Source organism: Paraburkholderia edwinii, from assembly GCF_019428685.1.
Taxonomy (GTDB): domain Bacteria; phylum Pseudomonadota; class Gammaproteobacteria; order Burkholderiales; family Burkholderiaceae; genus Paraburkholderia; species Paraburkholderia edwinii.
On sequence record NZ_CP080096.1, the window covers coordinates 314,439 to 329,167 of the forward strand.

At 60.6% G+C, this 14,729-nt stretch carries 13 protein-coding genes; 9 read left to right on the top strand and 4 right to left on the bottom strand.

The genetic code is table 11. The features are described 5' to 3' along the window. Positions 1-123: 123 nt before the first annotated feature. On the top strand, positions 124-1,341 hold the full coding sequence (locus KZJ38_RS23250) for an MFS transporter (protein WP_219802054.1): 1,218 nt from the start codon (positions 124-126) through the stop codon (positions 1,339-1,341). Between the two features lie 111 nt (positions 1,342-1,452). Here the strand turns inward: KZJ38_RS23250 and KZJ38_RS23255 are convergent, their stop codons facing one another. Next, positions 1,453-2,667, bottom strand: a complete 1,215-nt coding sequence (locus KZJ38_RS23255) for a YeeE/YedE family protein (protein WP_219802055.1) — start codon at positions 2,665-2,667, stop codon at positions 1,453-1,455. Between the two features lie 168 nt (positions 2,668-2,835). On the opposite strand from KZJ38_RS23255, the gene KZJ38_RS23260 reads away from it, so the two are divergent. From KZJ38_RS23260 to KZJ38_RS23270, 3 genes are all read left to right on the top strand, one after another. Next, entirely contained in the window at positions 2,836-3,456 is a 621-nt protein-coding gene (locus KZJ38_RS23260) for a VOC family protein (RefSeq protein ID WP_219802056.1), read from the top strand. Positions 3,457-3,602: 146 nt separating this feature from the next. Then, the gene (locus KZJ38_RS23265; protein ID WP_343223874.1) at positions 3,603-4,472 is read left to right on the top strand and encodes an aldo/keto reductase; all 870 of its coding nucleotides are present in this window, start codon (positions 3,603-3,605) and stop codon (positions 4,470-4,472) included. A 92-nt stretch (positions 4,473-4,564) separates the two neighbouring features. Then, complete coding sequence (locus KZJ38_RS23270; RefSeq protein ID WP_219802058.1) at positions 4,565-6,088, top strand: CoA-acylating methylmalonate-semialdehyde dehydrogenase; 1,524 nt, start codon at positions 4,565-4,567, stop codon at positions 6,086-6,088. Between the two features lie 28 nt (positions 6,089-6,116). Here KZJ38_RS23270 and KZJ38_RS23275 read toward each other — a convergent pair whose 3' ends face one another. Then, positions 6,117-7,646 (bottom strand): HdeD family acid-resistance protein, encoded by a 1,530-nt coding sequence (locus KZJ38_RS23275; protein ID WP_246641959.1) that lies wholly within the window; start codon positions 7,644-7,646, stop codon positions 6,117-6,119. A 398-nt stretch (positions 7,647-8,044) separates the two neighbouring features. On the opposite strand from KZJ38_RS23275, the gene KZJ38_RS23280 reads away from it, so the two are divergent. The 5 genes from KZJ38_RS23280 (at position 8,045) to KZJ38_RS23300 (ending at position 11,277) form a co-directional block, all read left to right on the top strand. After that, positions 8,045-8,692 (top strand): isochorismatase family protein, encoded by a 648-nt coding sequence (locus KZJ38_RS23280; RefSeq protein WP_219802059.1) that lies wholly within the window; start codon positions 8,045-8,047, stop codon positions 8,690-8,692. Between the two features lie 150 nt (positions 8,693-8,842). Next, positions 8,843-9,043, top strand: coding sequence for a copper chaperone (locus KZJ38_RS23285; RefSeq protein WP_219802060.1), 201 nt, complete (start codon positions 8,843-8,845; stop codon positions 9,041-9,043). Positions 9,044-9,328: 285 nt separating this feature from the next. After that, positions 9,329-9,670 carry a copper-binding protein gene (locus KZJ38_RS23290; protein WP_219802061.1) on the top strand — a complete coding sequence of 114 codons (342 nt, stop codon included), beginning with the start codon at positions 9,329-9,331 and terminating at the stop codon, positions 9,668-9,670. Positions 9,671-9,816: 146 nt separating this feature from the next. Then, entirely contained in the window at positions 9,817-10,680 is an 864-nt protein-coding gene (locus tag KZJ38_RS23295) for a DUF2306 domain-containing protein (RefSeq protein ID WP_219802062.1), read from the top strand. A 105-nt stretch (positions 10,681-10,785) separates the two neighbouring features. Further along, positions 10,786-11,277 (top strand): CPBP family intramembrane glutamic endopeptidase, encoded by a 492-nt coding sequence (locus KZJ38_RS23300; RefSeq protein ID WP_219802063.1) that lies wholly within the window; start codon positions 10,786-10,788, stop codon positions 11,275-11,277. An 88-nt stretch (positions 11,278-11,365) separates the two neighbouring features. On the opposite strand, the gene KZJ38_RS23305 is transcribed toward KZJ38_RS23300, so the two are convergent. Together KZJ38_RS23305 and KZJ38_RS23310 are read right to left on the bottom strand one after the other, a co-directional pair. Continuing rightward, positions 11,366-12,970 carry a Na+/H+ antiporter gene (locus tag KZJ38_RS23305; RefSeq protein WP_219802064.1) on the bottom strand — a complete coding sequence of 535 codons (1,605 nt, stop codon included), beginning with the start codon at positions 12,968-12,970 and terminating at the stop codon, positions 11,366-11,368. Positions 12,971-13,195: 225 nt separating this feature from the next. Beyond that, positions 13,196-14,410, bottom strand: coding sequence for a TIGR03118 family protein (locus KZJ38_RS23310; protein ID WP_219802065.1), 1,215 nt, complete (start codon positions 14,408-14,410; stop codon positions 13,196-13,198). Positions 14,411-14,729 lie beyond the last annotated feature (319 nt).

Below are 14,729 nucleotides of genomic sequence, written 5' to 3' on the forward strand. Positions count from 1 at the left end.
GCACGAAAGCACGGCTCTCGTGCAACCGGCAAAGCGGTTCTCGCACACGTAACACGCGTTTCTCGTGCACGTACATGTTTGCGGACACAACTAACATTTGCCTTAGCTTGCAACGAGAAAGGAATGAAGATGGGTTCGCGGTCCGAAGAGGCATTCGTCAACAAGCGGTCTGGCTGGTCGAGAGAGTTCGATCCGAAGGTCTTCTTTCTCGCACTGGGCACATTCGCGATCGGCACCGACGCGTACGTGATATCCGGCATTCTTGCCGCCGTCGCGCGCGATCTTCACATCGGCGTCAATGCAGCCGGCCAGCTGATCAGCTGGTACTCCTTGACCTATGCCGTCGCGGCTCCGGTACTGGCGGCATTTATCGGTCACCTGAAGAAACGGAATGTGGTTGTAAGCGCGCTCATCCTGTTCGCGGCGGCCAATGCCGTGTGCGCAATCTCAACAAGCTTTGAGATTTTGATCGCGGCGCGCGTGGTCGCCGGCATCGCGAGCAGTCTTTATACGCCGACGGCCTATACGCTTGCGGCTACGCTCGCGGCGCCGGAAAAGAAGAGCAAATCGCTTGCGGTCGTCGCTTTAGGCTTGACGTCGGCGACCGCGCTGGGCGTGCCGATCGGCACGGTGATCGGACAGCACGCCGGCTGGCACGGCACATTCTGGCTGGTCGTTGTACTGTCGCTCGTGGCTCTGGTAGCAATCGTCGCCGCACGCGTATCGTCCGGCGACGGAGCGCTCGCGCCTTCTCCCGGACTGGTCGCGCGATTCGAACCGCTCGCGCATGGTTCGACCTTGCTCGCGCTGTTGCCTGCGGTAGCGATCGGCTCAGCATACTTCTGCACCTACACGTACCTCGGCGCGATTCTCGGCACACATGGCTTTCCCGAACGCCAGATCGCGGCAATCTTCCTCGCGTCCGGCATTGGCGGCGTAGCGGGCAGCTTCGCGGGCGGTCAGCTTGGCGTGCGCTTCAAGCCCATCGTCGTGCTTGTCGTGACATTTATCGTGCTTGGCGCCGATGCCGCTTTGCTGGCCTTTTCGTTGCTGTCGTTCTGGACTGCCGCACTATCGCTACTGATTCTGTCCGGCAGCGGCTGGTTGTTTTTGCCCGTGCAACAGGCGCGGCTTCTGGCGATTGTGGAGCCGCATCATGCGCAAGTCGTGATGGCGTTGAACAACTCGTTTGTCTATCTAGGCTCGGCAGTGGGCACGGCGATCGGCGCCGAATTCATCCGTGCCGGAGCCGGTCTGCCGAATCTGCACTGGGCATCGGCGGCGCTTGCCTGCGTCGCGCTCGTGACGCTTGCGCTCAGCTATTTGCGCAGCGGACAGTGAGCGCGACGCTTCGACAGCTTTGACAGCGATGACAAGTTCGGTGCTCGCGAAAATTGGTGCTCGCGAAAATTGGTGCTCGCAAAAAGCGCGGCGATGCAGAAAGCCGCTCGTCTAGCACGCGGTCGGCGCGACCCGCTCCACTTCCAGGCCGAACAGCGGCCGCAACCGCGTGCCAAGCACGTTGCCGAAAAACGCCGCGACGACCCACACCCAACCGTGCAAGCTGCCCGACACGATGCCGCTGAAATAGGCGCCGATGTTGCAGCCGTACGCGAGGCGCGCGCCATATCCGAGCAGCAGTCCGCCGACGACCGCCGCCAGCAGCGAGCGCAGCGGCACGCGCCACACCGGCGCATAGCGGCCGGCCAGCGCAGCGGCTGCCATCGCGCCGATCACGATGCCGATATCCATGACCGAGGTCACGTCATGCGAAATCGGCGCGGCAAGCGCGGCGGCGTTCGGCTTGCTGGTCCAGTACGCCCAGTGCGCGACGTCGACGCCGAACGCGGACGCTGCCTTGGCGCCCCACAGCGCGAACGCCGATGTAATGCCCCAAGGCCGCCCCGATAGCGCGAGCGTGGCGAAGTTGAGCACTGCGAGTGCGATCGCGCCTGCCACCAGCGGCCACGGGCCGTGCAGCCACGGCGACGTGTGCGGCGGCTGCGTATGAGCTGCAACCAGCCGGCCATGTCTGCGCTTTTCGATCACGACGGTCGCCGCCGCAATCAGCGCAAAGAACGCCCAGTTCAGGATCAATGCCGGCGCTGCGCCGAGCGTCTTGACGAGCGAGATGGCGGGCAATGATGGCAGCGCGGTCCAGAAAGGCATATGCGCGGTCGCGACGACGGATCCGGCAACAAAGGCGATTAGCGTCACGATCATCCGCGTGCTGCCGCCGCCGACCGTGTAAAGCGTGCCGGACGCGCAGCCGCCGCCGAGCTGCATGCCGAGCCCAAATATGAACGCGCCGACGACCACCGATGTGCCCGCCGGCGATACGAGGCCAGTCACCGGATGGCCGAACAGCGTGCCCGACGCGAGCGCGGGAAAGAAGAGTGCGACCCCGACGGCCAGCATCAGCATCTGCGCGCGCAGGCCGGCGCCTCGGCCGTCGGCAATAAATACCCGCCATGCCGACGTAAAGCCGAACGCGGCGTGATACAACGCGATGCCGAGCAGCGCGCCGACTACATACAGCGCCGCCTGTACCGCGCTGACGGTCTGCGCGAGATACAACGCGCCGGCGACGATCAACAGCAAGGCCACGCCGAGCGGACCGGGATCGATATCGGCGCGGCGGGAAAACGTGGAAGCAAGATCGGACATGTCGAGTACGTTTAAAGTCGTGAACTAAACGCATATTTTCTCGCGATTGGCGCAAGCTTGCACGGTGTAAGTTAGTGCGATTTTGAAGCGCCGCGGGCCACCGCTGCTGTAGCCTGTCTGTTTGCATGTGCCGTCCTCGGAGCATCCCTAACTCAAGGAGATCGCGACATGAGCAATGCAAAAACAATCGACATGAAGCTGGAGGTCGTCGTTATTCCCGTATCGGACGTCGACCGCGCGAAGCAGTTCTACGCCAGCCTGGGCTGGAGACTCGACGTCGATATCGCGAAGAGCGATCAGTTTCGTGTGGTGCACTTCACACCGCCCGGTTCACACTGCTCGATCCTGTTCGGCACCGGCGTCACGACAGAGAAACCGGGCTCTCTGCAAGGTCTTCACCTGATCGTCTCGGACGTCGTTGCAGCGCGCGAAGCGCTGGTCGCGCGTGGCGCGGACGTGAGCGAAGTCTTTCACGACGCCGGCGGGCTATTCCACCATGCGGGCGAAGAAGGACGCGTGAGCGGCCTGCATCCCGAGCGCAACAGCTACGGCTCGTTCGCTTCGTTTAGCGATCCCGATGGAAACGGCTGGGTCTTTCAGGAAGTCACGACTCGCCTTCCCGGACGCGTAGACGCAGCAAACATCGCATTCACGTCGCCGCAAGAACTCGCGGCCGCGCTTCGCCGTGCCGCCGCCGCGCATGGCGAGCACGAGAAAAAGACCGGTAAGCATGATGAAAACTGGGCGGACTGGTACGCCGACTATCTCGGGCACGAATCGAACGGATAAGGGCCAGGCGCTAAAAGCTAAGCACCGGGTGCTAACGACCAGAGGCTGATTAACCGTTGGGCGTGAGAGTGTGTGGAGGTCTCGTCATGGAAGCGCCTGCCGATTTTCGAACCAGAACGATGACGCTGAATCACGGAGGCGGCCGCATGCCAGCTGTCGGATTCGGCACCTTGATTGCCGATTCCGCGACGACGCAAAGCGCTACACGCTATGCGATCGAAGCCGGCTATCGGCACTTCGATTGCGCCGAACGCTATCGAAACGAGCGGGAAGTAGGCGAGGCGTTAAAGGCCGGGCTCGCCGCCGGCGGAATCGCACGCGAACAGATTTTCGTGACGTCCAAGCTATGGAATACCAATCATCGTCCCCAGCGTGTCGAGCCAGCCTTCGCTGCAAGCCTTGAAAGGCTTGGGCTCGACTATCTCGATCTTTACCTCATGCACACGCCGTTCGCGTTTCAAGCAGGCGACGAGCAGGATCCGCGCGATGAAAACGGCGATGTGATCTACGACAAAGGCGTGAGCCTGCTCGATACGTGGCAAGCGATGGAGTCGCTTGTCGGCCTCGGGAAATGCCGGGCCATCGGACTCTCCGACATCACATTGAAAGACCTCGCGCCGCTTTACGAATCAGCGCGAATCAAGCCGGCCGTGATCGAGGTCGAGGCTCATCCTTATCTTCCGGAAACGGAGCTCCTGGAATTTTGCAGTGAGCGAAACATCGTGTTTTTGGCCTTTGCGCCGCTCGGTCACGGCATCAGACCCGGACCGCTCGAAGAGCCGGTCATCATGCAAATTGCAGAGCAGGTCGGAAAGACGCCGGCACAAGTGCTGCTCGCCTGGGCGGTGCAACGTGGCACCGCTGTACTCACCACACCTAAAACCGCGGCCCGCGCGCGCGAGAACTTCAATCTCTCCGCCCTTCCCGCCGACGCCTTCGACGCGATCAATCGAATTGAAACGCGGCAAAGGTTCAACGAAGTCGTGAAGACCGGCAGCGGAAGTTTCCTCTCGTAAGCCGGCGGTAGCGAAACCTGAACCGTATCCAAGGGCGCTCAAGCGGCGCGCAGTGCTGCGGCGACGCCCGCATCCCCTCACAGGAGGGCCGTATGAGCGAAGCAGATCAGGACGCCGCGCGCGTGCGCGAGCTCAGTCATTTTATCGACGGTCAGCACGCCAAAGGTGCGAGCGGCCGGTTCGGCAACGTGTTCGATCCAGCGCAAGGCCGGGTAGCGGCCCGCGTGCCGTTCGCGAATGCAGCCGATGTCCGCGCCGCGGTTGCTGCTGCGAAAGCGGCATTTCCCGCGTGGAGCGAAACGCCGCCGCTCAAGCGCGCACGCATGATGTTCAGGTTCAAGCAACTGCTCGACGAGCATATCGATGAAATCGCCACGCTTATTACGCGCGATCACGGCAAGCTGTTTTCGGACGCGCAGGGTGAGGTGCTGCGCGGCATCGAGATTGTCGAATTTGCGTGCGGCATTCCAACTCTGCTCAAGACCGATTTCACCGATCAGGTCTCCGGCGGCATGGATGCCTGGAATCTGCGCCAGCCGCTCGGCGTGGCCGCCGGCGTCACGCCGTTCAATTTCCCGGTGGTGGTGCCGTGCTGGATGTTCGCGATGGCGGCCGCGTGCGGCAATACGTTTGTGCTCAAGCCGTCGGAGCAGACGCCGTCGCCGTCCATTCGCCTTGCGGAGCTGTTTATCGAGGCCGGTTTTCCCAAGGGCGTGTTCAATGTCGTGCATGGCCATAAGGAAACCGTCGATGCGCTGATCGAGCATCCCGATGTCGTCGCGATTTCGTCGGTCACCTCTACACCGGTGGCCGAATACATCCATCGCGAAAGTGCGAAGCACGGCAAGCGTGTGCAATCGCTGGGCAGTGCAAAGAACCATCTGATCGTCATGCCCGACGCCGATCTCGATCTGACCGTCAACGCGATTATCGGCTCGGCGTATGGCTCGGCCGGCGAGCGCTGCATGGCGACGTCGGTCGTGGTCGCCGTTGGCCGCATTGCCGATGAGCTGCTCGAACGCCTCGTGCCGCGCGTGCGTTCGCTCAGGATCGGCGGCGGCCTGGAGCCCGATCTGGACATGGGGCCGCTTGTCACGGCTGCACATCGCACGAAGGTGCTCGGTTATATCGAGGTGGGCGTTGCCGGAGGCGCGAAGCTCGTTGTCGATGGCCGCGGGCTCAACTTTCCCGGACACGAAGCGGGTTTCTTTCTCGGCGGCTCGCTGTTCGACGACGTGAAGCCCAATATGCGCATCTATCGCGAAGAGATTTTCGGGCCGGTGCTATCGGTGGTTCGCGTGCCCGATCTCAAGAGCGCGATCGCACTCGTGAACGCGCATGAACTGGGGAATTGCGTATCGCTTTTCACAACCGACGGCGGCTCGGCGCGCGTATTCTCGCGGCAGATTCAGGTGGGCATGGTGGGCATCAATGTGCCGGCGCCGGTGCCCGTGGCATGGCATTCGTTCGGGGGATGGAAGCGATCGCTGTTCGGCGATCATCACACCTATGGCGAGGAGGCCGTGCGCTTTTACACGCACTACAAGAGCGTGATGCAGCGTTGGCCCGACAGTATTGCCAAAGGTGCGGAGTTCGCAATGCCCGTGGCCAGGTGAGCAACGAGCCTGAACGACCGGTGAAGCATCAGCGCTGTGCGCTCGTGTTTGCACCGGCGTTCACACCGGCACCGGCATCGGCCGATACAGACTGCACAGCCGGTGCCAGGGCATCCGGGTCGTCGATGTTCGGCGCCGCCGCTTTCTCCGCCCGCCAGCGCACGCGCGACTCGTGCATCGTTCTTAGCGCAAGGCGCGCCATCTTCACCCATCCGGATGGGTGCGGGTCCGCCAGCATGCTCAGCGCACGCGCGTAGTCGAGCGTGAGTCCCGGGGTCCATGCCATCGTCGCCGCGCGTTTTCTGACTTGCGCCGCAACCCATAATTCGGGCGTCGCGGCGATATGCAGAAACGGCCTCCAGCCGCGGTCCTTTCCCCACGCGCGCGCCGACGCGCCCTCGATCGCCGCTTCGAGCGCTTTCGCGACCGTGCTCGAGCAGTTGCGGTACGTCAGATTGTAGGTTGTCGTGCGGCGATATTCGGCCCAGAAGCGCTCGAGCCGTTCGGCATCGTAGTTGTGGATGCGCACCTGCCGCGTGGAAGGGCACCAGGCTTTCGATTCGGTTTCGTAGTCGGGCTGGTATACACCGGGCACGTCGTTATCGCGCGTTGCACGCAGAATGCGCGAAAACTCGTCAGGTGACCGATCGATTTCAATCGCCGGGTACAGGCTGATATAAACGCCTTCTGCCGACTCGAGCGCGGCATGGCCGGTTGAGATCGCACCGTTTCGATCGACTGCGGCAATATAGCGGTCGATAATCGGCTGCCGTCGTGCCTGCGATTTCGCGGAACCGACCGGCGTCCACACGTGTATCGTCAAAACGTGTTCGTGTGGTTGGGGATGACTGTCGGGTAGGTTCGACGATGGCGGCCTGGGCGCGTCTTGCGTGGATATCTGTGCGGACCCTTCTGCGGGCACAGCGACTGCGGCCGCTGCCGCGGCGGTATCCATTCCCACGACCTTATGTTCCGTGCGCTTTTCGTCGGCCACGACGGGGTTCGTCGCCATGCGCCGCACCCGTATCGCGAGCAAGGTCATGTTCCAGCCGCCGAACAGCAAGCCGAAGGCGACACAGTATGCGATGGTGCCCGCGTAGTGATCGGGATACGGCTGATAAAAGAAGATCGCAATAGCGATTTCCAGCACGCCCCCCGCAATTGCCATCTTCCACGTCCGGTAACGCACGAACGCGGCGGCAATGATCTGCAGCGTGCCGTCCGCAAGAAACAGCGTACCGAAAATCAAGGACAGGATGAAGTTGCCGTGCACGCCGCCGATCAGCACGAGCCCGGCGGACGCAATAAAGGTCACGCCTTTTACATAGCGCAGCGTGCGCTGTCCGCCTATGCCGGTCCACGCCACGGCAAGCGTCGCGAGGCCTTCAAGCAGAAGCAGACCCGCGAATGGAATGATGGGGAACCACAGTGCGCCGTCGAGTGCGTCGCAGAAAATCACCACGCCTAGCACAGTGCTCAGGAATCCTACCGCGAGCAGTTCACGCCAGCGCGTGCGCAGGTAGTCGACACCGAGCAGGATCATGACAAGACGGACCATGGCTTGACCTTCCCTGTGCTGGGGAACCGTGGCTGAGGAACCGTAACTGAACAAACGAACCGACCGCCCGCAACACAACGATGATAATGCGTTCCGCGCGAGTTGACGCGAGCTTTGTCATTGTTCGGAACAATTCGGCTTCCTTGACGCCTCGTCAATTCGTCAGCCTACGCAAACGCCGAAGGTGATGGGATCCGGAATTCGTCAACCCAATCGACATACGAGTTGTTCGGGAAGCAGCGTCCAACAGATTGGCCTCGGCTTGCGTGCAAATCTGGAATCCGCTTCGCGACATCGAATATTTTCCGCTCGTCGCGGTGATACGGTTGTGTCGCGGCACAGCGCGACTGGACCCAACCTCATCTCGACCACAATCTCATCTCGACCAGGAAGCGGATATGAACCTTAGCAACAGCGACACCGCAGTGGTGTTTATCGACCCTCAAAACGACGTGCTGAGCGAGCACGGCGTGAACTGGGGAGCCGTAGGCGCGAGCGTGACGGAGAACCGCACGGTCGACAATATGGAGCACATCTTCAAGGCAGCAAAAGCGAAGCAATACGAAGTCTTTATTTCGCCGCACTACTTCTATCCGACCGACTACGCGTGGAAGTCATATGGTCCGCTCGAGCAAGGCGAAGTGGAAAGCAAAAGCTTCGCGAGAAAAGGACCGTTGAATCTCGGCGGCTTTGAAGGTTCGGGCGCGGACTGGCTTGCCCGCTTCAAGCCGTATATCGAAGACGGCAGAACGGTCGTGGCGAGCCCGCACAAGGTATGGGGACCGCAGACCAACGACCTGACGCTGCAATTGCGCAAACGGGGCATGAGCAAGATTGTGCTCGGCGGCATGCTGGCCAATATCTGCGTCGAATCCCACCTGCGCGAATTGCTCGAGCAGGGCTTCGAGATCGCGGTGGTGAAAGATGCGACTGCCGGGCCGCGCCATCCGACGTGGGGTGACGGCTATCAGGCTGCATTGGTCAACTACCAGTTTCTCGCACACGCGGTGCTGACGACCGAAGAAGTCGTTGCCGCGATGAAATAGCGCGCGTCATTCGGCGTGCGGCTTCCCTCCGGGCGGGAAGCCGCCTGGCCGGAAGCGAGCGGAAAATGTCCTCAAACCGTCACATCGGGCATGTCGATGAAACCCCGCAAATCCTAGACTGTCTTTCAGGTATTTATTGGAGATGCGGCAATGAAATTCTCAGTGAAAAATGAACTTCGCCCCGACGACGTTTCGACGCTCGAGCATGCAATGAAGATGGTCGACGCCGACGCGAAAGTCGACGTTGACGTTGGGGAGAAAACGGTCAGCATCGATTCGTGGCTGATGCCCGAGGAATTCCTCGTCGCCTTCTACGACGAAGACTACGAGGTGACCATTTCCGAGGCGTAGGGCGCCGCCCTGTTTCGACAGGTTCACTTTATGTCCCGGTTGCAACGGGACTCGCATCTTTTCCGCCGGTTCGCTTCGGACGAAGCGCTTCGAAAGCGCTCGCCTCACGGGAACATCGACATACTTGTCGAGCATGCCCGGCTCTTTCAACTCCCATTGAGAAACGACCCGCCTACAGCGAAACGTTGCGCTCCGCAAAGTCAACTTTCCAATTCTGATGTGGATGACGCTTGATATTGGACGAACTACTCTGTCCACGACACATCAATTCGAATGGGAAGAACCATGAATAGATTTGCAGGCTCTTTTGCCGTAGCCGTGTTCCTCTCTGCTCCGCCCGTTTTTGCTTCTGAGGAGGCAGCATCTGAAGATACTCACCGTCTACAACTCCCCTTGGTTATCTATGGGCAAGTCACGCAAATCGATCGTGCGGGAGACCTCGTATCGATCAGACAGGTGATGCCAAAGAACGTCGGTATGGCGCCGCTAACGACCGTGTTCAAGGCGACTGATGCCGCATCGCTTGGCTGGATTCAGGAAGGCGATAGGGTCAAGGCCATAGTTGAAAGCATCAATGGACAACCTGTTGCTCTGAAGGTGTGGCGGCGCCGGTGGCCGATTCAATAGGAAACGCGGTTTGCGCGACATGCGCGGAATAAATCCTCCCGGCGGACGTTTGACGAGATGCGCGAGAGCCATGCACCAGCGTTGGTGCTTGCCGTCCTGGGCCGCCGATGCCCGAAAATGATCGCGCCTTTTAACGTCAAGACCTTATGCCACAACCGTCATCAGTGCCCGGTATTTCTGCCCGGTCGCGCCGCTCTGGTCGGATGTCAACCCGACTGCTTTTTATAGTCTGCTGGCTCAGTGCGATTATTTTCAGCGCCTATATCGTGGTCTATTACGAAGGCGCATTGCTCACGCATACGATGCAGGACTGGAATGAGGTGCTACCGCGCATTTACCAGCCCGGATCGATGCTGGCAACCGCTGCAATAGGCGCCCATTTCCTTGCGGGCGCCATCGTACTTATTCTCGGCCCGATGCAGCTGATCGCGCCACTACGAGCCCGCGCTCCAAACGTTCACCGATGGATAGGCCGGTTCTATGCCGCCGCGGCCCTCGCAACGGGCGTTGGCGGTCTTGTTTATATTGCTATCGAAGGCACGGTAGGCGGCCCCGTCATGTCGACCGGCTTTGCGCTCTACGGCGCATTGATGGTGCTGTGCGCCGTTAACACGGTGCGCCATGCGCGAGCCGGACGCTTCGATATACATCGTGCGTGGGCCATCCGGTTATTCGCGTTAGGCATTGGATCGTGGCTTTTCCGAATGGACTATGGAATCTGGCTTAAGCTGATCGGCGGCTTCGGTCACCATTCGCATACTTACGATGGGCTGTTCGACAAGATCATGTCGTTCTTCTTCTATGTGCCCAACCTCGCAATTGCCGAACTGATTATCCGGCGACGCGGTGGAACACAAACTGAATCAGCGCGAACGATACGGTCGGCTTCGATCGGCTTTATCGCCGTGCTCGTGCTTGTCGCAACTATCCTGTTCGGCCGCTCCTACTGGTTGCCGCATATCACGCAGCGGCTTGCTGACTTGAGCCAGATGCATACACAGCGCGATTGACCACGGCCGTATTTGTCTCTTCTTAAAATCAAGCCGTCAAAATCACCTGGATCGCTTATCATCGACTGTCCTTTAGCGGTAGTGGATCGTCGATGGAGAGATCTTTTGAAAACGATCGAGCGGTACTGGGTAAGCAGCGTTGCATGGGCCACTAAACTTCCTTCGCTGCCGCTGATGTTGGTCGCGCTCTTGCTGACTTACGTGGCAACTGCGCCTGCGCTGGTTTTAGCTCTGGCCAAATCCGATCTTTCTATTGGTGGACCGGAATTCGTCAAGCACGGTCTTGGACCGATGATTCTGATTGGCTGCCTGATTGCCCCAGTACTTGAGACGGCAGTCAATCAGTGGGCATGTATCCGGTTGTTGAACCGGTTTGGCTGCGGAACCGCCACCGCGATCGTCGTGTCCGCGCTGTTCTTCGGACTCGGACATACGTACAGCCTTGCGTACGTCCTCGTGACATTCAATATCGGACTCGTGCTGGCAGCAACGTTCGTGATTGAAGACCGCAGAGGCGGCAGTCCTTTTCTGGTCACCATGGCGGTTCATGCCATGCGCAATGGCATGACGACGGTGTACTACGCGTTGAGCGTTTGAAGCGATTGTCGTTAGTGCGGTGGCTGTTCTCTGTTTAGCCATTTCCAGTAGAACGTGATTACCGTCGACTGGCGACACCCGCCCTTCATCAGCTCCGCGAATGCATCGCGATAATCTCCTGCAGATCGAGGTCATGCTCCAGCGCGTGCAATAGCTCGTCGTGAATCTGCCCTGCGCGATGGAGCCGCAACAGCTCCGCGCGCCCAGCCGCGATGGCGGAGAGCACGATGTCGTAATGTGCGCGCCTGGCTTCAGTCGGAAAGGCCTCCATATCCTCGAAGCGCTGCGTGAGCGCGGCGCGATAGGTGTATTGCTCCAGCAGACGCGGATGGATCACTTCGCCGTTCGCGTCGTGCACGAGCGGCTGAATCGCGGCAAGCTGCGCTGCCTCCAGCCGCGCCCACGCCTGCGGCTCGGTCAAGTGGCCAGACCGGCGTTCGTGGCCACGCGTCAGCGAAAGCCATGCGATTAGCGGGCCGATCGTCGCGCCCTGCAACAGCACCGTGACGAGAATCACGGCGAATCCCGCGAACAGAATGAGATCGCGACCCGGCATCGTCTCGGGCAGCGAGAGCGCGACCGCCAATGTGACCACACCGCGCATGCCCGCCCAGCTGACGACAGTGGCCGCGCGCCAGTCCGCCGGGGCAGGTTCACCGTTACCGCTCGTCTTGCGGCCGGTGACGCTCGCGGCGATCCACTTCAGCGATTCAACACCGAACACCCAGACGAAGCGCGACAGAATCACGACGGCGATCACCGCCGCCGTCGCGGGGCCGAGCAGCGAGAACGCGTCACCGACACCGCCGAGACGCACCGCGATGCCCCGCAACGACAGCCCGATCAGCACAAAGACAAGCGCCTCCAGCACGAACACCACGACTTGCCAGAAAGCCGTGCCGCGCATGCGCTGCGACGCCGTGAGCGCCTCGTGCTGATGCCAGCCGACGACCATCCCGCACGTGACGGTCGCGATCACGCTCGATACGCCGAGCATCTCCCCCGCCACATAGCTGACCCAGGCCGTGAGCATCGACGTCGTGATGACGAGGTAGTCGTCTTCGAGCGCGCGCATAAGCTTTACCGCAATAAAGCCCGCGATGCCCCCAACGACAATGCCGCCGAGCGAGAGTGCCGCGAAGCTCGCGATTGCATGCGGCGCGCTAAACACGCCGCTCAACGCTGCCGTGAGCGCGAAGCGGAACAGCACGATGCCCGCTGCGTCGTTGAGCAGACTTTCGCCTTCGAGCAGCACCATCAGACGGCGCGGCAGCGCGACGCGTTCGAGCACGGCCTTGGCCGCGACGGCATCGGGAGGCGAAACCACCGCGCCGAGCGCGAAGCATGCGGCCCACGGAAGTTCCGGCACGACCAGATGCACCGCGACGCCGACGACGAGCGTGGTGAAGCCCACCGCGCCGATCGCAAGCAGCAGGATGCCGCTCAGGTTGCGCTTGAAGTCGTCCCACACGAAAAAGTACGCACCGTACATCAGCAGCGGCGGCAGGAACACGACGAGCACCAGTTCCGGGTCCAGCTCGAAGTTCGGCAAGCCGGGCACGAAAGCCATCGCTACCCCGCCGACAAGCAGTGCGGCGGCGGGCGGCAGCCGCATACGCCTGGCAAGCACTTCGAGCGCGATGATCGCGATAAGCAGGACGAGCACCAGATTGAATGCAGTGACAGCGTGCATGAAGTGTCCTTGGAATGGTGGTCGAATTCTTTTACGGGCAATCTTCCATCGCTGAATTTTTCGTGCAGGCAGACAATATCGACGGCGCGTGGAAATGCGTCAAGACAAGGAAATGAACGCAGATTCCAGCTTTCCTGGCAGTGCAGTTTACGCGCAGTTTCCAATTACGCGCTGAACGCGCTCCCTTCGGCATTCCGCGCATACCATCATGGCCGATGGGCACGCTTACTGGTCATTCCCCTTGATCAGATCAGCCGCAACAGGCGCGAGAAATCCGAACAGCGCATTCCCACCCGCAGCCTGACCCGAGAACGCCGTGAAGTAGAGTTGCGCAGCCGGTGCACCCGCTGCATCGAGGTTGGCCGGCGACGTATTACCCGGAGCGATGCCGCGCAATCCCGGGATGACTAACGTCTTCCCGCCGGCATTCTTCAGGAGGCCATCGAACTTCCCCGTGAACATATCGAACGCCGCAATGACGCCGCCGGACTGGCCATTCGGATCCCCCGACTGAGCGACGAGCAGGTCATGACTGAACGCGCCGAAATCCAGCGGAGCCAGCGCGACCCCATACGGCGCGTTCATGTACTCGCCATGCTCGAGATGCGCGAGCAGAACTCCCGAGGATGAAAACACGTTGACATAGCCCAAACCAGGACCCGCCATCGGACTCGTGCTTCGTCTGTCCGGATGATAGGCATAGGTCACGACCAGATCATTGCCGACGGCCTGAATGTTGTACGGCGCAAAGCCCGCCGGCAGACGTTCGTCTTCGAATGCAACGTTATCGTTGTAGAAATGATGATCGTCGAAGCGCCATGGCGCCGCTTCGCCACGGCGCAGTTTCACGGGGCGAAAGGTCGAATCGTAGATATCGATGCGGCCGCGGCCCAAATTCGCCGCATACAGATAACGCTTGCCGTTCAGAAACGCGCTCGCGATGCCGGTATAGATCGAGCCTTGTTCACCCGTCGCGACGATTTCTGCGTGATTCGAGGCCGGCGTTGGGCCTGTCACCGCACCGACGGCCGGATTCCAGCCGACTACCGCGCCGTCCAGTGTGCAGAACAGGAACACCGACGGCTTGCCGCTCACGAGGAAATCCGTCGGACTGTTGTTGGCGATCGTGCCCGACGGCGTTCCTGATGTCGCTTCCCTTCGCGAAGTGTGTACCGCTGGAACCGTCACGACAAGCGGGTTCTTGGTGCCGTCGCCGACGTACAACGTGCTAACGCCTGTCTGCGAATCCGATACCCACCATTCGCTACTGGAAAGGCGCGACAGGCCCAACGGACCGCCAAGTTGCGGATCGACAGAATTCGCCGCGCCCGCATTATTCGACACCAGATTCGTTTGCGTATAGCTTTGCGCCCACGCCTGTCCCATCCACATCGACATACATACCGATACCGCGCTTACGAGCGTTAACTTCGCTTTCATTTTGCACTCCGCGTTTTGGGGGAATTCAAGCAACGAAACTCGAACGTATGCGACGCGAAGGCAATAGTTGCCCCTGCGCACGCACGCAGCGTGTGGTTATCGGGAAGACCCGCTCTTGTTGGAACTGTGTAGACGCCTGTTGAGAAGCATTCTCTGGAGCAGGCAATTCGAGGCGTTCTATATCGTCAGTCGATTCTAAGATCACAACGACGCTTAGCGACGATGTCGGAAGTACATAGTTGCTATACACGCGTATCGGCAACGAGGACGTGGATGCCACCACGAACGCAAGTGCCCGCGCGATGGCCACGCGACGCGT